18 protein-coding genes are annotated in these 18,849 nt (G+C 71.2%); 10 read left to right on the top strand and 8 right to left on the bottom strand.

The genetic code is table 11. From position 1 onward, the window contains the following. Window positions 1-9 precede the first annotated feature (9 nt). Window positions 10-966 carry an SDR family NAD(P)-dependent oxidoreductase gene (locus ACXJ3V_RS06990; RefSeq protein ID WP_457099559.1) on the top strand — a complete coding sequence of 319 codons (957 nt, stop codon included), beginning with the start codon at window positions 10-12 and terminating at the stop codon, window positions 964-966. 122 nt (window positions 967-1,088) lie between these two features. On the opposite strand, the gene ACXJ3V_RS06985 is transcribed toward ACXJ3V_RS06990, so the two are convergent. Together ACXJ3V_RS06985 and ACXJ3V_RS06980 are read right to left on the bottom strand one after the other, a co-directional pair. After that, complete coding sequence (locus ACXJ3V_RS06985; RefSeq protein ID WP_457099558.1) at window positions 1,089-1,724, bottom strand: metal-dependent transcriptional regulator; 636 nt, start codon at window positions 1,722-1,724, stop codon at window positions 1,089-1,091. 9 nt (window positions 1,725-1,733) lie between these two features. After that, a complete protein-coding gene (locus tag ACXJ3V_RS06980) occupies window positions 1,734-3,152 on the bottom strand; it encodes an Nramp family divalent metal transporter (RefSeq protein WP_457099557.1) in 1,419 nt (472 codons plus the stop codon). 71 nt (window positions 3,153-3,223) lie between these two features. Between ACXJ3V_RS06980 and ACXJ3V_RS06975 the strand changes: the two genes are divergently transcribed. Continuing rightward, window positions 3,224-3,859, top strand: coding sequence for a TrmH family RNA methyltransferase (locus ACXJ3V_RS06975; protein WP_457099556.1), 636 nt, complete (start codon window positions 3,224-3,226; stop codon window positions 3,857-3,859). Window positions 3,860-3,865: 6 nt separating this feature from the next. On the opposite strand, the gene ACXJ3V_RS06970 is transcribed toward ACXJ3V_RS06975, so the two are convergent. The 3 genes from ACXJ3V_RS06970 to ACXJ3V_RS06960 all read right to left on the bottom strand — a co-directional run bounded on the left by ACXJ3V_RS06970 (window position 3,866) and on the right by ACXJ3V_RS06960 (window position 7,556). Beyond that, window positions 3,866-5,089 (bottom strand): NAD(P)/FAD-dependent oxidoreductase, encoded by a 1,224-nt coding sequence (locus tag ACXJ3V_RS06970; RefSeq protein ID WP_457099555.1) that lies wholly within the window; start codon window positions 5,087-5,089, stop codon window positions 3,866-3,868. Further along, complete coding sequence (locus ACXJ3V_RS06965; protein ID WP_457099554.1) at window positions 5,086-6,141, bottom strand: semialdehyde dehydrogenase; 1,056 nt, start codon at window positions 6,139-6,141, stop codon at window positions 5,086-5,088. The genes ACXJ3V_RS06970 and ACXJ3V_RS06965 overlap by 4 nt, the downstream gene beginning before the upstream one ends. A gap of 89 nt (window positions 6,142-6,230) precedes the next feature. Further along, window positions 6,231-7,556, bottom strand: a complete 1,326-nt coding sequence (locus tag ACXJ3V_RS06960) for an MATE family efflux transporter (protein ID WP_457099553.1) — start codon at window positions 7,554-7,556, stop codon at window positions 6,231-6,233. 117 nt (window positions 7,557-7,673) lie between these two features. On the opposite strand from ACXJ3V_RS06960, the gene ACXJ3V_RS06955 reads away from it, so the two are divergent. Together ACXJ3V_RS06955 and ACXJ3V_RS06950 are read left to right on the top strand one after the other, a co-directional pair. Next, window positions 7,674-9,701, top strand: a complete 2,028-nt coding sequence (locus ACXJ3V_RS06955; RefSeq protein ID WP_457099552.1) for a M13 family metallopeptidase — start codon at window positions 7,674-7,676, stop codon at window positions 9,699-9,701. A gap of 96 nt (window positions 9,702-9,797) precedes the next feature. Next, on the top strand, window positions 9,798-10,730 hold the full coding sequence (locus ACXJ3V_RS06950; RefSeq protein WP_457099551.1) for a serine hydrolase: 933 nt from the start codon (window positions 9,798-9,800) through the stop codon (window positions 10,728-10,730). Between the two features lie 2 nt (window positions 10,731-10,732). Here ACXJ3V_RS06950 and purU read toward each other — a convergent pair whose 3' ends face one another. The 3 genes from purU to ACXJ3V_RS06935 form a co-directional block, all read right to left on the bottom strand. Further along, entirely contained in the window at window positions 10,733-11,605 is an 873-nt protein-coding gene (gene purU / locus ACXJ3V_RS06945; RefSeq protein WP_457099550.1) for a formyltetrahydrofolate deformylase, read from the bottom strand. Window positions 11,606-11,681: 76 nt separating this feature from the next. Continuing rightward, the gene (locus ACXJ3V_RS06940; RefSeq protein WP_457099549.1) at window positions 11,682-12,863 is read right to left on the bottom strand and encodes a 4-hydroxybenzoate 3-monooxygenase; all 1,182 of its coding nucleotides are present in this window, start codon (window positions 12,861-12,863) and stop codon (window positions 11,682-11,684) included. A gap of 99 nt (window positions 12,864-12,962) precedes the next feature. Next, window positions 12,963-13,715: an IclR family transcriptional regulator gene (locus ACXJ3V_RS06935; protein WP_457099548.1), complete on the bottom strand. Its 753-nt coding sequence runs from the start codon at window positions 13,713-13,715 to the stop codon at window positions 12,963-12,965. Window positions 13,716-13,837: 122 nt separating this feature from the next. Here ACXJ3V_RS06935 and pcaH point away from each other — a divergent pair, with 122 nt between their 5' ends. The 6 genes from pcaH to ACXJ3V_RS06905 are packed head-to-tail and all read left to right on the top strand — an operon-like array spanning window position 13,838 to window position 18,833. Beyond that, window positions 13,838-14,647 carry a protocatechuate 3,4-dioxygenase subunit beta gene (gene pcaH, locus ACXJ3V_RS06930; protein ID WP_457099547.1) on the top strand — a complete coding sequence of 270 codons (810 nt, stop codon included), beginning with the start codon at window positions 13,838-13,840 and terminating at the stop codon, window positions 14,645-14,647. Further along, entirely contained in the window at window positions 14,647-15,216 is a 570-nt protein-coding gene (gene pcaG / locus ACXJ3V_RS06925) for a protocatechuate 3,4-dioxygenase subunit alpha (protein ID WP_457099546.1), read from the top strand. Before pcaH ends, pcaG begins: the two co-directional genes overlap by 1 nt. Window positions 15,217-15,262: 46 nt before the next feature. After that, window positions 15,263-16,591 (top strand): lyase family protein, encoded by a 1,329-nt coding sequence (locus tag ACXJ3V_RS06920; protein ID WP_457099545.1) that lies wholly within the window; start codon window positions 15,263-15,265, stop codon window positions 16,589-16,591. Further along, a complete protein-coding gene (locus ACXJ3V_RS06915; protein ID WP_457099544.1) occupies window positions 16,588-17,409 on the top strand; it encodes an alpha/beta fold hydrolase in 822 nt (273 codons plus the stop codon). The genes ACXJ3V_RS06920 and ACXJ3V_RS06915 overlap by 4 nt, the downstream gene beginning before the upstream one ends. Then, window positions 17,396-17,797 (top strand): 4-carboxymuconolactone decarboxylase, encoded by a 402-nt coding sequence (gene pcaC / locus ACXJ3V_RS06910; RefSeq protein ID WP_457099543.1) that lies wholly within the window; start codon window positions 17,396-17,398, stop codon window positions 17,795-17,797. Before ACXJ3V_RS06915 ends, pcaC begins: the two co-directional genes overlap by 14 nt. A 31-nt stretch (window positions 17,798-17,828) precedes the next feature. Continuing rightward, window positions 17,829-18,833 carry an acyl-CoA thioesterase gene (locus ACXJ3V_RS06905; RefSeq protein WP_457099542.1) on the top strand — a complete coding sequence of 335 codons (1,005 nt, stop codon included), beginning with the start codon at window positions 17,829-17,831 and terminating at the stop codon, window positions 18,831-18,833. Window positions 18,834-18,849: the final 16 nt, after the last annotated feature.

The following is an 18,849-nucleotide window of genomic DNA, read 5'->3' as shown; positions in this document are numbered from 1 at the left end:
CCTCGAATCGTGGCCCGCCCCGACTGGGATCCCCAGCACCTCCCCGACCTGCACGAACGGCGATTCCTCATCACCGGGTCGAACGCGGGCCTGGGCTATTTCTCCGCAGAGCAGCTCGCCGCCGCGGGCGCGACCGTGATCATGACGGGCCGCAACCCCAACCGGCTGGCCGCCGCTCGCGCCGCCGTCAATCGACGGGTTCCCGATACCGCGGCCGATGGCCGCGTCCAGACCCTGCTGCTCGACACCAGCAACTTCGGCTCGGTGCGGGCCGCCGCCGCGACCGCCCGGACCATGGGGGGCCTGGACGGCCTCCTCCTCAACGCCGGCATCGTCCACCCACCGAAGGAGCGCGAGACCACCGCCGACGGTCACGAGATCGTCTTCGCCACGAACGCCCTCGGCCACTACGCGCTTGCCGGAGAGCTGCTGACAACCCTGGCGGCGGCATCCGGTCGCATCGTGTGGCTCGGCAGCATGTCGACCTCGCTGTCGCCCTACGACCCGATCGACCCGCAGCTAATTGACAACTACTCGGGGTGGCGGGCGTACGTGCAGTCGAAGGTCGCCACGAGCGTGCTGGGGTTCGAGGCAGACCGGCGCCTGCGAGCCGCCGACGTGCCGGTCTCCAGCGTCGTGGCGCACCCCGGCTACGCCATCAGCGGGCGCACGGCCGGGATCGTCGGCGTGAACGAGCCGACGAAGGTCACGCGGTTCGCCGACAACCTGCAGGCCCTGATCGCGCAGTCGAAGGAGCGCGGCGCGTGGCCGCTCGTCCGGGCGCTGGCCGACCCCGAGGTCGAGGGCGGCGCGTTCATCGGGCCGCGCTTCGTGGCCCGGGGAACACCCAAGGTCGCGAGGCCGTCCAAGATCGTGCGCAGCGAGGAGATCGCGACCCGCCTCTGGCGGGTGTGCGAGGACGCGACCGGGGTGCGCTGGCCCTTCGCTGCGGCAGCCCGGCGCTGAGCGGGACTCTCCTCGCCCCGCGCGGGTTCGCGCTGTCGAAACCGGTATCCGCTGCCTGTTCGCTCGGGCGCGTGTGGCGGTTCGGGCAGCGTGAGGGAAGCGGACCGGATGCGGCAGCTCGGTCAGGCCGTGAGCCACACGGCGGTCGCCGCTTCCGGAGGCAGTGACACCGCTACCTCGCCGACGCGGAGGGTCTCGGCATCCGTCACGGTCACAGCGGCGCCGACGGTCACCCCGGCGGCCTCCACGGCCCGCAGCAGCTCCGGATCGCGGTCGCTCACCCGCAGCACCCGACCGGCATGGCCCGCCGCGGCGGCGCCGAGCAGCACGAACGGCTCGCGGTGCACGTGGCCCGCGGCATCCGGAATCGCATCGCCGTGCGGATCATGCGTCGGGCGGCCCAGCCGCTCGTCGATGCGCTCGAGCAGCCGGTCGCTCAGAGCGTGCTCGAGCACCTCGGCCTCGTCGTGCACTTCGTCCCAGCCGTAGCCGAACTCGCGCACCAGCCAGGTCTCGACGAGGCGATGCCGGCGGATGATCGCGGCGGCGCGGCGTTCACCCTCGGGGCTCAGCTCGATCGGGCCGTACGGCCGGTGCGTGACGAGACCCTGCGCGGCGAGCTTCTGCACCATCTCGGTGACGCTCGACGGCGCGAGCCCGAGCTCGAGCGCCAGCCGTGACGGCGTGATGCGATCGTCCTGCCACTCGGTGTGGTGGTAGATCGTCTTGAGGTAGTCGTCGATGGCGGGGGACGGCACGCTGACAGGCTACCCGCCGCTGAGGATCAGCCAGAGGAGGGTGCCGTTGAGCGCGATCAGGAAGACGGATGCCGCGATCCCGGCCGCCGTCGTTACCTTGCGGTTGCGGAACGGCCCGAGCACCTCGGCTTTCGCGGTGAGCGCGACGAGCGGGATGAGGGCGAAGGGGATGCCGAAGGAGAGCACCACTTGGCTGAGGACCAGGGCGAGCGTGGGGTCGACGCCGATCGCCAGGATGATGAGCGCGGGGATCAGTGTGACGAGGCGCCGTGCGAGCAGCGGCACCCGGATGTGCAGCAGGCCGTGCATGATCTCGGCACCCGCGTAGGCGCCGACCGACGTCGAGGCGAGGCCGCTCGCGAGCAGGCCGACGGCGAAGAGGGTGGCCACCAGCGGCCCGATGCCGTCGCGGAGCGCCGCGTACGCGCCCTCGAGCGAGTCGGTGCCCGGCACGCCCGCGAGGTTCGCGGCGGCGAGCAGCAGGATGCAGAGGTTCACGGTGCCGGCGATGATCATCGCGATCGAGACGTCCCACCGGGTGGCGCGCAGGAGCCGCTTCGTGCTGATTCCGCGCAGCTGCGCGAGGTCGGGCCGGGGCGCGGCATCCGAATCGTGCGGGTGGAGTTTCGGGGCGGCGGCGGGGGCGGTCGCGACTTCGGCTGTCGCGGTCGGGGCGAATGCCGCGGCCATCCGGCTGGGGGCGAACCGGTCGCGCGCCAGCGCGGAGTGCGCGTAGATGGCGTGCGGCATGATCGTGGCGCCGAGGATGGATGCCGCGAGCAGCACCGAACCCGCACCGTCGAAGCGCGGCACCAGGCCGCCGACGACCGAGCCGGCCTCCGGCGGCGCGATGATGACGCCGAACGTGAAGCCGACCGAGATGATCACGAGCAGTCCGATGATCACGAACTCGAAGGTGCGCGGGCCGCGTCTGGACTGCAGGAGCAGCAGCGCGAGCGAGACCGTTCCGGTGATCACTCCACCCCACAGCAGGGGCAGCTGGAACAGCAGGTTGAGCGCGACCGCTCCGCCGATCACCTCGGCGATATCGGTCGCCATCGCGACGAGCTCGGCCTGCAGCCAGAACGCGCGTCGGCCCCACCGACTGCGGATGCGGTCGCCCAGGGTCTCGGGGAGGCTGCGCCCGGTGACGATCCCGAGCTTGGCGGAGAGGTACTGGATGAGCCAGGCCATCACGTTGCCGAGCACGACGACCCAGACCAGGAGGTAGCCGTACACGGCGCCCGCGGTCATGTTGCTGGCGACGTTGCCCGGGTCGAGATACGCGACGCCGGCGACCAGGGCGGGACCGATCAGCCATGCGAGGCGCGGGAACGACAGCCGCCGGGTCGCGCGGCGCGCGCGCGCTTCATCGCGCCCCTCAGGCGGTGCAGATCGGGGCGCCGTCGCCTCGAGACTTTTCGGCATACCGAAAACCTAGCGCATAGTCGGGGGTGCGGGAAGCTTCTACACACATCCCGGTGCCCTAACCTGGCCCGATGACCGAGGAGCACCCCCACGTCGAGCCGGAGCTCCCGTACGGCGTCGGTCCGTGGCCGGGCGGCCCGGCGGCGTGGCCCGACGACCCCCGGTACGACCCCGAGCTGCTGGCGAACGGCGACGCGCGCAATGTCGTCGATCCGTACCGGTACTGGTCGATGGACGCGATCGTGGCCGATCTCGATGAGCGACGGCATCCGTTCCATGTCGCGATCGAGAACTGGCAGCACGACTCCAACATCGGGTCGATCGTCCGCAGCGCCAACGCCTTCCTCGCCGCCGAGGTGCACATCATCGGGCGGCGGCGCTGGAACCGGCGCGGCGCGATGGTGACCGACCGCTACCAGCACGTGCGTCACCACGATGACGTGGCCGCCTTCGCCGCGTGGGCGGATGCCGCGTCCCTCCCGATCCTCGCGATCGACAACGTGCCCGGATCGGTGCCGGTCGACCGCGCCGAGCTGCCCGAGCGGTGCGTGCTGCTGTTCGGGCAGGAGGGTCCTGGGCTCTCGGCAGAGGCGCTGACCGCGGCATCCGGAGTCGTCGAGATCACGCAGTACGGGTCGACGCGCTCGATGAACGCGAGCGCCGCCGCGGCCGTCGTGATGTACGAGTGGTGCCGCCGCTGGGCGTGAGCCAGCTCACGCCTGTCGCGGGGCGAGCGTGGCTGCCGCAGGGCTGCTGCTCCGGGTGATGGGGTCGGTGCGCTGGTCGAGCGGCGTCAGCACGAAGCGCGCGAGGTCGGCGACGACTCCCGCCGCGCGGCGCCGGGATGGCATGAAGCGCAGGAAGAACACGAGCCGCAGCAGCCAGGCGGAGGCGCCGGTGAACGGGATGCCGTAGAGCTCGGCGATCCCCTTTCCGAAGCCGAGTGACGCGGCTCGGCCGAGTCCGCGGTAGCCGAACCGGGCTGCTCGGCGGCCGCGCAGCTCCTGTGCGATCGCACGCCCGATGTGATCACCGCCCTTGATGGCCCACAGCGCATTGGCCGGCACGGCCTGCGCCGTCACCGGGTGCCGGACGCGAGCTGCGTCTCCGGCGGCCCACACGCCCGCCGTGACGGCGAGCGTGCGCTGCGTGCGCAGTCGGCCGCGGTCGTCGCGCCAGCGATCGAGACCGGGGATCTGCACCGGGCGCTGGCCTGTCGTCGCCACGACGGTGCCGCACTCCAGCACGCTGCCGTCGGACACGCGGGCGGTGGTCGGCGTGACCTCCACCAGCCGGCGATCGTTGAGCACGGTGACGCCCGACCGGGCGAGCTCGGCCTGCGCCCGTGCCACCAGTCTGGGCTGGTCGTCCCACTCGCTCGCGACGTGTCTGGCGGCGTGCACCAGGGTGACCGGATGGCCGCGATCGGCGATCGCGGCGGCGAGCTCCACGCCCGCGACGCCGCCTCCGGCGACGACGACGGGCGAGCCGGGCGCGGATACCAGGTGGTCGGCGAGCGTGCCGATCTGGCCGGGTCCGCGCAGCGTGTACCCGTAGCGGCTGAGGCCCGCGACATCCGTCGTCGGCTCTTTGGCGCCCGTCCCGATGACCAGCTGGTCGTAGCGCAGGGTTGTCACGGTGGCGTCGTCGCCGGCGCGGTAGGACACGCGACGTCGGTCGGCATCGATGTCGACGGCACGGCCGACGATGATGCGCGCGAGCGGCATCACCTCGGCGAGCGGGGTGGCGAGGCGGTCTCGGCCGATCATGCCCGCGATGAGCTCGCCGGTGAAGCCGTGGAACCGATGTGCGTGATCGGCGGAGATCACGACGATCTCGACGTTCCCGCGCCGCACGTCGCGGCCCAGACGACGAACGAGGTTCGCGTAGACGTGGAGCGTGACATAGCCGCCGCCCAGCAGCACGATGCGGTTCATGCGATCACCGCCGTGCGCGGCTCGAGGGCGACCGCGCGGCCGAAGCTCGTCGGCTCGGCGGCGCGGAACCCCAGGTGGCGGAGGGTGTGCGCTCGCTCGCGGATCGCGTCGATCTGCGCGAGCGTGGGATTTCCCAGCGAGAAGTGACCCTGGTGGCCGGTCAGGGCGAGGATCGCGGTCTCGGCGAAGCAGGCGTACGAGCGGCCGTCGGGCAGTCCGATCTCGCCGCCCGTGATTCGCAGGCTCGGGATCGAGACGATGCCGCCATCCACCACGAGCACGTCCGGTCGCTCTGCGGCAAGGCTCGGGGACGTGTTCCGTGGCTGTGTGGCGTCGAGCACCACGGCTCCGGGGGCCAGGTGCTCGGCGCCGAGAAGGGCGTCGGCGGATGCCGTCAGAAGCACGATCAGGTCGGCGTCGCGGACCGCGTCCATCGTGTGGGCGACCGACACGTCGATCTTGTCGGCGATGTCAGCCGCGAGTGCCTTGAGGCGAGGCGCGGTGCGCGCGATGAGCGTGAGGCGCGCGCCCGCAGGATCCCGTGCGAGGAGCCTCGTGACCGCCGAGCCGACGCTGCCGCTCGCGCCGACCACGGCGATGTGCGGCTGCGTCGCGCGCTCGAACACGCGGGGGAGCAGCATCCGGATCTGGTCCTCCACGATCGCCGCGGTGAAGGCGTTGCCGTTGGTCACGGCGATGTCGGTGCGCTCACGGAGTGTGGCGCCGCCCGCGGTGACGGTCGCGGTGAGGGCGCCGAGGCCGACGACGTCTGCTCCGAGAGCGACGGCGCGGTCCACCGCCTGGTGCACGCGACGCCTTCCGCCCGTGACATCCGCGAGCAGGTGCCGAGCGCCGAACGGCACGAGGATCACGTGACCGACCCGCTCGCCGCCGATCTGCACGCGCGCCATCGTCACCGGCGGGAGTGGCAGTCGCCGCAGAGCCGTCTCGTACACGGCCTCGGGCACGATCCCCAGAGGACGCCACGCACGGGCCAGATCCTCGCGAAGTCGTGCTCGTGGGTGAACGGTGAAGGCGAAGGCTCCGGACACGACATGCTCTCTCTCCAGCGTCGCGGAGTGCGCGCCATATGAGCGAGGAGCAGCAAGGAGCCGTCGTGATACCGACACGCTCGATCGGGTCAGACCTCGACGGCCATCCAGGCGGCGCCGCGGACGCGCCAGCCGAGGGTCGCGAGGCGGGCGAGCATGTACACCCCGAAGAATGCGAGCGCGAGCCACGCGAGCCCGGCGGCGCCGGTCGGGTGCAGCGCCGCGATCAGCACGAGGCACGGCAGGTACGGCACGAGATTGAGACCGCCCGCCACCGCGAGGTAGCGGCCGTCGCCCGCGCCGATCAGCACGCCGTCGAGCACGAACACCGCGCCGCAGAGCGGCTGGGCGACGGCGAGCACGATGAGCGCGGGCTGCACGAGGGCGGCGATCTCGGCATCCCCGGTGAACAGCAGTCCGATGACGCCGGACAGGGCCCCGATCACGAGCCCGACCGCGATGCCGAACCACGCCCCCCAGGCAAGCGTGCGGCCCAGCACATGGCGCACCAGGGCTCGATCATCAGCACCGAGGCCCTTGCCGATCAGCGCCTGCGCGGCGATCGCGAGGGCGTCGAGCGCGAAGGCCGCGGTCGAGAAGATCGTGAAGGCCACCTGCCAGCCGGCGAGCTCCTCCGTGCCGAGCCCGGTCGCCACGACGACGGTCGCGAGCAGCGCGACCCGCAGCGACACCGTGCGCAGGAACAGCCATCCGCCTGACCGGGCCGAGCCGCGCACGCCTTCGCGATGAGGACGGACGGATGCCTCGTGCCGGCGTGCCAGCCGGCCCACGACGACCGCGAACGCGGCCACCATCCCCCACTGGGCGACGACGGTGCCGGCGGCGGACCCCGCGATCCCCCAGCCGAGGCCGTAGATGAACATCAGGTTGAGCAGCGCATTGGCCCCGAACCCCACCCCCGCGATCCACAGCGGGGTCACGGTGTCCTGGAGCCCGCGCAGGAGCCCGGTCGCGGCGAAGACGACGAGCATCGCGGGGAGGCCCCACACCGAGATCTGCAGGTAGACGATCGCCTCGCTGGCGACCTCGGGCGTCGCCCCGAAGAGGCCCACGAGCAGCGGGGTCGCGAAGAAGCCGGCCAGCGCCAGCCCGGCGCCGAGTCCGAGCGCGAGCCACATCCCGTCGATGCCGACCGAGACCGCCTTGGTGAGGTCGCCGCCGCCGAAGCGCCGCGCGACCGCGGGGGTCGTCGAGTAGGCGAGGAACACCATGAGCCCGACGATGGTCTGCAGCACCGCCGAGGCGATCCCGAGCGCGGCGAGCTGCGTCACGCCGAGGTGGCCGACCATCGCCGCATCGACGATGAGGAAGAGGGGCTCGGCGATCAGCGCCCCGAGCGCGGGTACGGCGAGCCGCAGGATGTCGCGGTTGAGGGTCTGGCCCGGGCTCGTCACCCTCAGAGCCTACGAGGATCCGCGGGCGCGGCATCCGTTCGGATCACGATGCGGTCACGGCTTGCGATCCGTCCCCGTTCGGGTGGTGCGGTGCGCCCGGGGACATATCCTTGAGCAATGACCGAGGCCCCCCGATCCGGTCTCATGCTCGATGATCTGAGCGCTGAGATCCGCCCCCAGGACGACCTGTTCCGCCACGTCAACGGCGCGTGGCTGGAACGCACCGAGATTCCCGACGACAAAGCGCGCTGGGGCTCGTTCCACCTCATCGCCGAGCAGGCGGAGAAGGACGTCCGCGCGATCGTCGAAGAGTCGCAGGATGCCGAGCCGGGCACCGAGTCGCGCAAGATCGGCGACCTCTACACGAGCTTCATGGACACCGACCGCATCGCCGCGGCCGGCGCCGCACCGCTCGCCGAGCAGCTCGCCGCCGTCGACGCGATCGACTCGATCCCGGCGCTGCTGCGCACGGTGGGCGCGCTCGAGCGCGATGGGGTCGGCGGCATCGCCCTGCTCTACGTCGAGCCCGACCCGGGCGACCCGACCCGCTACGTCCCGTTCCTCATCCAGGGCGGACTGTCGCTGCCCGACGAGTCGTACTACCGGCTGGAGAACTTCGCTGAGACGCGGATCGTCTTYCGGGGGCACGTGGAGCGGATGCTGGAGCTCGCGGGCGTCGCAGAGCCCGCGGCCGCGGCCGATCGCATCACGACCCTCGAGACGGAGCTCGCCACCCACCACTGGGACAACGTGCGCAGCCGCGATGCCGTCGCCACCTACAACCTGAAGACCTGGGACGAGGTGCAGGCGCTCGCCGGCATCGACCTCGGACCGTGGCTCGAGGGCCTCGCGCCCGACCACGCCGAGGCATTCGCCGAGGTCGTCGTGAGCCAGCCGAGCTTCGTCGAAGGGCTCGGCACCCTCCTCGTCGAGGAGCGTCTCGAAGAATGGAAGGACTGGCTGCGCTTCTCGATCGTGCACGGCGCGGCCACGTTCCTGTCGGACGACTTCGTCGATGAGAACTTCGCGTTCTACGGCACGCAGCTTTCCGGCGTGCCGGTGATCCGCGAGCGCTGGAAGCGTGCGGTGGGTCTCGCCGAAGCGGCGATGGGCGAGGCGATCGGCCGCGTCTACGTCGAGCGGCACTTCCCGCCGGCCGCGAAGGAGGCGATGGACGTGCTCGTCGCGAACCTCATCGAGGCCTACCGGCAGTCGATCGCCGAGCTCGAGTGGATGAGTCCAGAAACCCGCGAGCGCGCGCTGGCGAAGCTCGACGCGTTCACGCCCAAGATCGGCTACCCGGTCAAGTGGAAGGACTACTCGGCGCTCGAGATCGACCCCACCGACGTCGTCGGCAACATCCGCCGGTCGCACGTGGTGGAGCACGACCGCCAGCTCGACAAGATCGGCAAGCCGATCGACCGCGACGAGTGGTACATGACGCCGCAGACCGTCAATGCGTACTACAACCCGCTCATGAACGAGATCGTCTTCCCCGCAGCGATCCTGCAGTACCCGTTCTTCGACGCCGACCGCGATGCCGCAGCCAATTACGGCGGCATCGGCGCGGTCATCGGACACGAGATCGGCCACGGCTTCGACGACCAGGGCAGCCGCTTCGACGGCGACGGGTCGCTGCGCGACTGGTGGACCGATGCCGACCGCGAAGCCTTCGAGAAGCGCACCTCGGCGCTCATCGCGCAGTACAACGCGCTCGTTCCGCAGGGCCTGGCCGAAGAGAACAAGGTCAACGGCGCGCTCACGATCGGCGAGAACATCGGCGACCTCGGCGGCCTGGGCATCGCGCTGAAGGCGTACGAGCTGAGCCTCGGGAAAGAGTCGGTCCCTGAGCTTGTCGAAGGGTCGGACGGGGACGCTTCGACAGGCTCAGCGACCCGAGCGACCGGACCCGAGATCGAGGGGTACACCGGCATCCAGCGCCTCCTGCTGAGTTGGGCGCAGATCTGGCAGCAGAAGGGTCGGGATGCCGAGACCATCCGCCTGCTGACCATCGACCCGCATTCGCCCAACGAGTTCCGCTGCAACCAGATCGTCCGCAACATCGACGCGTTCTACGATGCTTTCGGCGTCACCGACGCGGACGCCCTCTGGCTGCCGGAGGATCAGCGCGTCACCATCTGGTGACCTTCACGCCTCCCCCGGACCCCCGGCCGGGTGGAGAATCCGCTTCATCGCGACGCATCGCAGCGTCGGATCACCCGCACGAAAGGAAGCATCTTCGTGGGCACGCCCCCTGAGTCATTCGATGCCCCTGCGTCGTCCACTCAGGAACCCCGAGGACTGCGCCGAGGTGCGCGACGTCTGCCTCGTCGGGCCGCCGTCGGCCGCCGATCCTTCACCTCGACGCTGAAGGCGCTCGACGAGCTCGCCTCGTCCGGAGCTCGTGTCTCGGTGCGGGTGAACGACCTCGACCGCGGCACGACAGTGCTCCAAGGCGACGATTTCGTGACCCTGCCCGTCGCCGGCCTCGGCATCGTGCCGCTGCTCATCGAGGTCGCGGCGGGGTTCGAGGCGGGCACGCTCGAGCCGCTCGAGATCATCGAGCGCACCTCGGTCAAGCCGGTCGCGGTCGGGGGTGTCTGGCAGCACCTCAAGGCGCCGGCGCTCCCGCTGCAGGACCTCGCCGTGCTGGCGGCCGCGACGGGCGACGCGACTGCGGCGAACGCCCTGCTGGCGCGCGTCGGCCTCGAAGCGGTCCGGGCGCGCATCGACCAGCTCGGCCTGACGCGGTCGGCCCTGCTCGATCGCTTCCGCGACGAGCGCGGACCCGACGACGCTCCGCATTTCGCGCTCGGCTCGGCGCGGGAGCTCGCGGACGTGTTCGCCTCGCTGGTGAACGGGCACGCCGTTTCGCCCGGCGTGAGCGCTCAGGTCGCCGAATGGCTCAGCCTCAACCACGACCTGTCGCTCGTCGCGTCCGCGACCGGCCTCGACCCGTTCTCGCACGAGAACGACGAGCACGGGCTGCTCTTCATCAACAAGACGGGTCGGGATGCCGGCATCCGCGTCGAGGCGGGCGTGCTGGCCGGGCCCCGGGCCGGGGTGTCGTATGCGCTGATCGTGTGCTTCGACGACCTGTCCATCGCGCATCGCCTGCGCGCGCACGAGGTCTTCCGCACGCTCGGGGTCGAGCTGATGGAGTACGTCTTCTAGGTTCAGAAGACGATCGTGTGGTTGCCGTGTCGGATGACGCGGTCCTCGGCATGCCACTGCACCGCGCGCGACAGCACGGCGCGTTCGACGTAGGCGCCGTGCGCCTGCAGGTCGGACGCGGTCATCGCGTGGGTGACCCGCGCGACGTCCTGCTCGATGATCGGGCCTTCGTCGAGGTCCTTCGTGACGTAATGGCTGGTCGCGCCGATGAGCTTCACGCCGCGGTCCTTCGCCTTGCGATACGGGGCGGCCCCCACGAAGGCGGGCAGGAACGAGTGGTGGATGTTGATCACCGGCACCGCCACGTCCTCGAGGAACGTGTCCGACAGGATCTGCATGTATCGGGCGAGCACGACGAAGTCGACGTTGCCCTTGAGCAGCTCGACGATCTTCGCCTCCGCGGCCGACTTGTCCGGCCCCTGCGAGGGCACGTGGAAGAACGGGATGCCGAAGGACCGGACGTCCTCGGCGGTGTTCGTGTGGTTCGAGATGACCATCGGGATCGTCACGGGCAGTTCGCCACGGCGGTGCCGCCACAGCAGTTCGAGCAGGCAGTGGTCGCTCGTCGACGCGAGGATCGCCATCCGCTTCGGAACCGACTGATCGGTGAGCTTCCACTCCATCCCGTACGGGGTCAGGGTCGTGGCGAGGTCTGCCTCGATCTCGGGCAGTGCCGCCGTCAGGTTCGGCCGGTTGAAGACGACCCGCTGGAAGAACGCTCCGCCCTGCGGATTGTCGGAGTACTGGTCCAGGGTGACGATGTTCCCCTGATTGCGGGTGATCAGGGCGGTGACCGCGGCGACGAGTCCGGCCTTGTCGGGGCCGTGGACGATCAGGCACGCGTGATCGCGCAGGGATTCGTGGTGCAGTGTCATCGGGAGCTCCTCCAGCCGAGTATCAGCCTCGCTCAAGTCTGGCCCGTGCCGAACCCGTGCGCGCAATCGGGGGCGGTCAGACCTCCAGCGGCCAGCCGGTGTAGGCCTCGGCCAGATAGGTGCGGCCCGCCTCGGATTCCACGACCGAGCGCAGCTCGCCGAGCTGGCGGCGGCGGTCGAAGTCCGAGGCATCCGGTGCCACGTGGAGCATGCTCGTCATCCACCAGGAGAAGTGCTGCGCCTTCCAGATGCGGTGCAGCGCCTTCTCGGGGAAGGCGTCGAGCAGCCGCTCGTCACCGTCGAGGAGCAGCGCCCGCAATGCCCGCTCGAGGATGATCACGTCGGCGACCGCGAGGTTCATCCCCTTCGCGCCCGTCGGCGGGACGGTGTGGGCGGCATCCCCGACGATCGCCACGCGGCCCCGGCGCAGCTCGTGTGCCACGAAGCTGCGGAAGCGGAGGACGTCGCGCTGGAAGATCGGACCCTCGGTGAGCGTCGTGCCGGGCACGCGGGCCTGCAGCATGTCCCAGATCTCGGCATCCGACAGCGCATTCGGGTCGGCTTCGGGGTCGCACTGGAAGTACATCCGCTGCACCGTGGGGCTGCGCTGGCTGATCAGGGCGAACCCGTCGGGGGAGTTGCTGTAGATCAGCTCGTGAGCGCTCGGGGGTGCTTCGGTGAGGATGCCGAACCACGCGAACGGGTATTCGCGGAAGTAGCCGCCCGTCGACGAGCCGGCCACCGCCGGGCGGACGACGCTGCGCGAGCCGTCGGCGCCGACGACGAAGTCGGCCTCGATCACGTAGTGCTGGCCGTCCGCGTCGGTGGCCACGACGCGGGGCAGGGTGCTCTCGGCATCCTCGACCCGCTCCACCGTCACACCGAAGCGCAGGTCCTGGCCTCCGGCGAGACGCGCGGCGATGAGGTCCTTCAGGGCTTCGTGCTGCGGGTACAGCCACACGCTGCGTCCCACCAGACCCTGAAAGTCGATGCGGTGACCGTGGCCGGCGAAGCGCAGCTCGATGCCGTCGTGCCGGGTGCCGACGGTGCGCGCACGACTGAACTCGCCGAGCGTGTCGAGCAGTTCTACGGTGCCCTGCTCGAGGATGCCCGCGCGGATCGTGCTCTCGATCTGCTCCCGCGACCGCTGGTCGACCACGATCGACGCGATCCCGGACTGGGCGAGCAGGTGCGAGAGCAGCAGGCCGGCTGGGCCGGCGCCGACGATGGCGACCCGGGTGCGGATGGTGGCGGTCAAGGCGTCTCCTTCGACGGATGGCAGCGGATGCCGCAACCCCAGTGTGCGATCACAGCCGGCTCGATCCGCCCTGCGATCCCATTGAACGGGAAAGTGCTCTCACCCGCGGAAGCCGAGAGACCGCTCGATCTCGCGCTTGCCGGCGTGCAGTTCGACCAGGGCGGGTTCGACCGGGTCGTCTCGCCGCAGGACGACCGACAGCGCGGCGGCGACCGCGCCGGTCTCGTCGCGCACCGGGACGGCCACGCCCGTCGATACCGATTCGATGAAGCCCCGGGCGACGGCGTGCCCGAGCGCACGCACCTCCGCGAGTTTGCGGCGCAGCGCCGTCGGGTCGGTGATCGTCTCGCGGGTGAGTGGCACGAGCGGCGCCGCGAGGACGCGCTCCTGCAGGTCGCGGTCGCCGAACGCGAGCAGCACCAGCCCCGAGGACGACGCGTGCAGCGGCAGTCGCCCGGCGATCCGGGTGACGTTCGAACCCGAGCCCGGCCCGCTCAGCCGCTCGAGGAAGAGCGCCTCGTCCTGCTCGAGGATCGCCAGCTGCGTGTGCTCCCGCACCCGTGCCTGCACCCGCTCCATCGCCGGCATCGCGGCCTGGCGGAGCCGCAGCGCCTGCGACGAGCGGGTGGCCAGCTCCCACAGCCGCATGCCGATGCGGATGCGGCGGTCGTCGTCGCGCTCGAGCAGCCCGGCGTCGACCAGCTCGCCCACGATCCGGTGCGCGCTCGAGCCGGGCAGCCCCGCGCGGCGCCCGATCTCGGCGGCGGTCTGCACGGTCCGCGTCGGGGTGAAGGTCTCGAGCACGCGCACGAGCCGGTCGGTGACGGAGTCGCCGGAGGTCGAATTGGCCATGAGCAAGGATGACACGACTCCCATTGGATGGGAATCGCGGTGCGGGCGGCCTCGCTCCCGGGGGACCATAGGTGGCCCCTGGCAATCGTGCCGGTGCGCGATCGACCTCGAAGGAGACGCCGATGACCCCAGCCGCTGCGCCGGAGAGCCTGCTCGCCTCGCCTGACCAGCTCTCCCAGGCCGAGATCACTCAGGAGATCATCGACTGCCACGCCGCCGCGGACGCCCGTGAGGCGGCCGGTGAGCGGGTGGCGCCGACCCTCCACGACTTCCCGCCGTATCGCTCCAGCATCCTGCGGCACCCCACGAAGAACCCGAAGCTGGTCGACCCCGAGACGATCGAGCTGTGGTCTCCGGCGTTCGGGCAGCGGGATGTCGCCGCGATCGAGTCCGACCTGACCCTGCAGCACACCGGCGAGCCGCAGGGCGAGCGGATGACGGTGCAGGGCCGCCTGCTGGATTCGTGGGGGCGGCCGCTGGCGAACCAGCTGATCGAGCTGTGGCAGGCCAACGCCGCGGGGCGCTACATCCATCAGCGCGACCAGCACCCCGCTCCGCTCGACCCGAACTTCACCGGCGCGGGCCGCGTGGTCACGAACGACAACGGCGAATACAAGTTCACGACGATCAAGCCCGGGGCGTACCCGTGGAAGAACCACGTGAACGCGTGGCGGCCCGCGCACATCCACTTCTCGGTGTTCGGGTCGAGCTTCACGCAGCGCATCGTCACGCAGATGTACTTCGAGGGCGACCCGCTCTTTCCCCTGGACCCGATCTACAACACGATCCGCCGGCAGGCCGACCGCGACCGGCTCATCGGGCACTACGACCACGACCTCACGGTTCCGGAGTTCTCGATGGGCTACCGCTGGGACATCGTGGTCGACGGCCCGGATGCCACCTGGTTCGAGCCCGAGGAAGGAGACCACTGATGGCCGAGAACACGGTTCCCGAGAAGACCCACCTGCCGAGCCCAGGGCAGACGGTCGGACCCTTCTTCGCTTTCGGCCTCGACTATGCGAAGAAGCACGAGGTCGCCTTCCCGCACAGCCCCGGTGCGATCGTGGTCGGCGGCACGGTCTTCGACGGCGCCGGCGCGCCGATCCCGGATGCCGTCATCGAGATCTTCGGCGCCGACTCCGATGGCACCGTCCCGCGGTCGCGCGGCGCGTTCCGCCGCGACGACCACAGCTTCACCGGCTTCGGCCGCGCGGCGACCACCGACGAGGGCCGCTACGAGTTCTGGACCCGCAATCCCGGCTCGATCGGCGGCGGCGCACCGTTCTTCGCGGTGATCGTCTTCGCCCGAGGCCTGCCGGACAAGCTGCACACCCGCATCTACCTGCCCGAGGACGAAGCCCGCCTCGCCGCCGACCCGCTCCTCGCCTCCCTCGGGCCGGACGAGCGCGCTACGCTCATCGCGACCCGCACCGCTGAGGGTCACCTGCACCACGACATCCGGCTGCAGGGCGACGAAGAGACCGTCTTCCTCACGTTCTGACCCGCCCACGCCGCTGAGCGATCACGCGGACACCCTGGAGGCACGAGTGGGACTGCTGTCACCGATCACTGTCGGGTACGACGACGAAGTGACGGATGCCGCGATCCTCGACGCGCTCGTCACCGTCGAGGTCGCCCTGGTGCGCGCGTACGGAGCCGTCGGCGTCGCGCCGCCCGCGGTCGTCGCAGCCGTGGACGAGGCCTTCGCCGACGGACATGGGATCGACCCGGCCGCGCTGGCCGCGGCATCCGTCGCCGGAGGCAATCCGGTGATCCCGCTCGTCGGGCAGCTGCTGGACCGCGTGCCCGCCGAGGCGCGCCTCTGGGTGCACCGAGGGGCGACGAGCCAGGACATCCTCGACTCCGCCCTGATGCTGGTCGGCCGCGCGGCTGTCGAGCAGATCCTGTCCTCCCTGGGCGACCTCGAAGGCGCCCTGACGTCGTTCGCCGCAGCGCATCGCGACGACGTCGCGGCAGCCCGAACGCTGACCCAGCACGCCGTGCCGACCACCGTCGGGCTGCGCGCGACGACCTGGCTGCGCGGCATCCGCCGGGCGAGCGAGCGACTTGATGCATCGGCCCAGGCGCTCCCGGCGCAGCTCGGCGGCGCGGCCGGCACGCTCGCATCGTTCGTCGAGATCGCCGGAGCCGAGGCCGCCGCGGCCCTTCCTGCGGCGTTCGCGCACGAACTCGGCCTCGCCGCCCCGGACGCTCCCTGGCACACGACACGCTGGCCGATCACCGAACTCGGCGACGCGCTCGTCCAGGTCATCGACGCCGTGGCCGTCATCGCCGCGGATGTCGCAACCCTGTCGCGCACCGAGATCGGCGAACTCGCGGAGGGCTCAGGGGGCGGATCGTCGGCGATGCCGCAGAAGCGCAACCCCGCGGCATCCGTCCTCATCCGCTCCGCCGCGCTGCGCGCCCCGCAGCTCGGCGCGACCCTGCACCTGGCGTCCGCAGTCGCGGTCGACGAGCGGCCGGACGGCGCGTGGCACGCGGAGTGGCCGACGCTCACCGAGCTGCTGAGCCTCGCCCGCGGCGTGGCCGCGCACGGCGCGGCCCTGGGCCGGGGGCTGCGGGTCGACGACGCCGCCGTGGCACACAACCTCGCGCTCACCCGCGGGCTCATCGTCGCCGAACGGCTCTCGATCGTGCTCGGTCCGGTGATCGGCAAGGATGCCGTGGCCGGGCTGGTCGCGGCGGCCGCACAGGACGAGGACCTCGGCGCGCTCGTCACGGCCGCACTCGAAGGCGCGGGCGCCGCGCCCATCGACGTCGCTGCGCTGCTCGATCCCGCCCAGTACGTCGGGCTCGCCGCGCGGCTCGTCGACCAGACCACCGGGCGTGGGCCCACACCGAAAGAGGCTCCGTGACCGTTCCACCGATCGCCCTCACCGCGCCCCAGGGTCCGGCCGGGGCACCGCTCCTTGTGCTCGGCTGCTCGCTCGGCACCTCGGCCGTCCTGTGGGAGAAGGTCGTGCCGCTCCTCGGCGACGGGTACCGGGTGGCGATCCTCGACCTGCCTGGGCACGGCCGGGCGCCCGCCGCGACGTCGCCGTTCACGATCGGCGAGATCGCCGACGCCGTCGCCCAGGCGCTCGACGTGCTCGGCGAGACCGACGTGCGGTACGCGGGCGTCTCGCTCGGCGGCGCCGTGGGGCTCGAACTGCTGCTCCGGCATCCCGGACTCGTGAGCTCCGCCGCGATCATCGCCTCCGCCGCGAAGATCGGCGAGCCGGACGGCTGGCACCAGCGGGCGGCCCAGGTGCGGGTGCAGGGCACCGCGTCGCTCGTCATCGGCTCGGCCCAGCGCTGGTTCGCGCCGGGTTCGATCGAGCGCAATCCCGACATCTCCGGCCGGCTGCTGCACGCTCTCCGCGACACCGACGACGAGAGCTACGCCCTCTGCTGCGAGGCGCTCGCCGCCTACGACGTGCGGCACCTCCTCGGCGACATCGCCGTGCCGGTGCTCGCGGTCTGGGGCGCTCACGACGAGGTGACGACCGAAGCGGACCTGCGGCGCATCGCCGAGGACGTGCAGCACGGGCGGCCGATCGGTCTCGCGGATGCCGCACACCTGCCGCCCGCCGACGACGCCGAGGGCACCGCCGCGGTGCTGCGGGAGTTCTTCGACGGCATCGCCGAAGCGGCGGGCTACGACGTGGAAGGAGCGGTACATGACCAGACCTGAGGGTGAAGGGCTGACCGACGAGGCGCGCTACGACCAGGGCATGGCGGTGCGCCGTGCCGTGCTGTCGGACGCGCATGTCGACCGGGCGGTCGCAAACACGACCGAGCTCACCGCCGACTTCCAGGACTTCATCACGCGCGTGGCGTGGGGCGATGTCTGGTCGCGGCCGGGCCTCGACCGGCGGTCGCGATCTGTCGCGGTGCTCTCGTCGCTCATCGCGCACGGCCACCACGAAGAGCTCGCGATGCACCTGCGCGCGGCCCTCCGCAATGGGCTGACCGTGGACGAGATCCGCGAGGTGATCCTGCAGTCCGCGATCTACTCCGGCGTCCCCGCCGCGAACACCGCCTTCCGGATTGCGAACGAAGTATTCGCGGGCGAGCACTGACGAGCGGATGCCGCGCCCCTAGGCTGGCGCCGTGAGCACGCCGACACCCCTTCGCACGGCCGGTCGCGACGACCGGATCACGCTGCGTTTCATGACGACGCCCGCCGACACGGCTGCCGGAGGACGGTCCATCGCCGCCGGCAGCGTCATGGAGTGGATCGACAAGGCCGGCTACGCGTGCGCCGTCGGCTGGTCGGGCGCGTACTGCGTGACTGCCTACGTAGGCAACGTCACGCACCGCCGCCCGATCCGGCCGGGCAGCCTGGTCGAGGTCCAGGCACGGATCGTCCTCACCGGCCGCACCAGCATGCACGTGGTGGTCACGGTCTCGGCGGCGGAGGTCAGCACCCGGTCGTACCGCCCTGCGACGACCTGCGTCCTCGTGTTCGTCGCGAAGGATGCCGACGGACGTGCGACCGAGGTGCCGGTCTGGGAGCCGGCATCCCGCTCCGATCACAAGCTCGAGAGCGCGGCGAAGGATCGCATGGCCGCGCGGGCCGAGATCAAGCGGCTCATGCTCGACGAGGAGTACACCGACGCCGGCCGGGGCCCGCGTGTGACGCTGCGCTTCCTGGTGCCGCCGGGCGTCGTCAACTGGGGCGGCAAGGCGCACGGCGGCACCGTGATGCGGTGGATCGATGAGGCCGCCTACGCTTGCGCGGCCTCCTGGGCGCGGGACGGCGACCGCGAGAGCGAGGCGGTCGCGGTCTATTCCGGCGGCATCCACTTCTTCGCGCCGGTGCGGATCGGCGACCTCGCCGAGGTCGAGGCCCGGCTCATCTACACCAGCCCGCACAGCATGCACCTCAGCATCCGCGTCTCGACCGCCGACCCTCGGGCTCCGCACGAGCTGACCCTCACGACCCAGTGCATGAGCGTTTTCGTCGTGCCGGGCGACGACGGGGTCGCGCAGCCGGTGCCGCGGTGGGATCCCACCACCGCGGAGGACGTGCGCCTGCACGACCACGCCCGCGAGGTCATCGTGCTGCGGCAGGGGATCGTGCCGATCCCGGCCTCGCTCGCGCTCGAGCCGTAGCGCGCGGCGACCGGTC

The sequence above is a fragment of the Microbacterium sp. P5_E9 genome (assembly GCF_054049175.1).
Note: the sequence above shows the minus strand (reverse complement) of the source record. Positions and strands in the feature narration are given on the sequence as shown.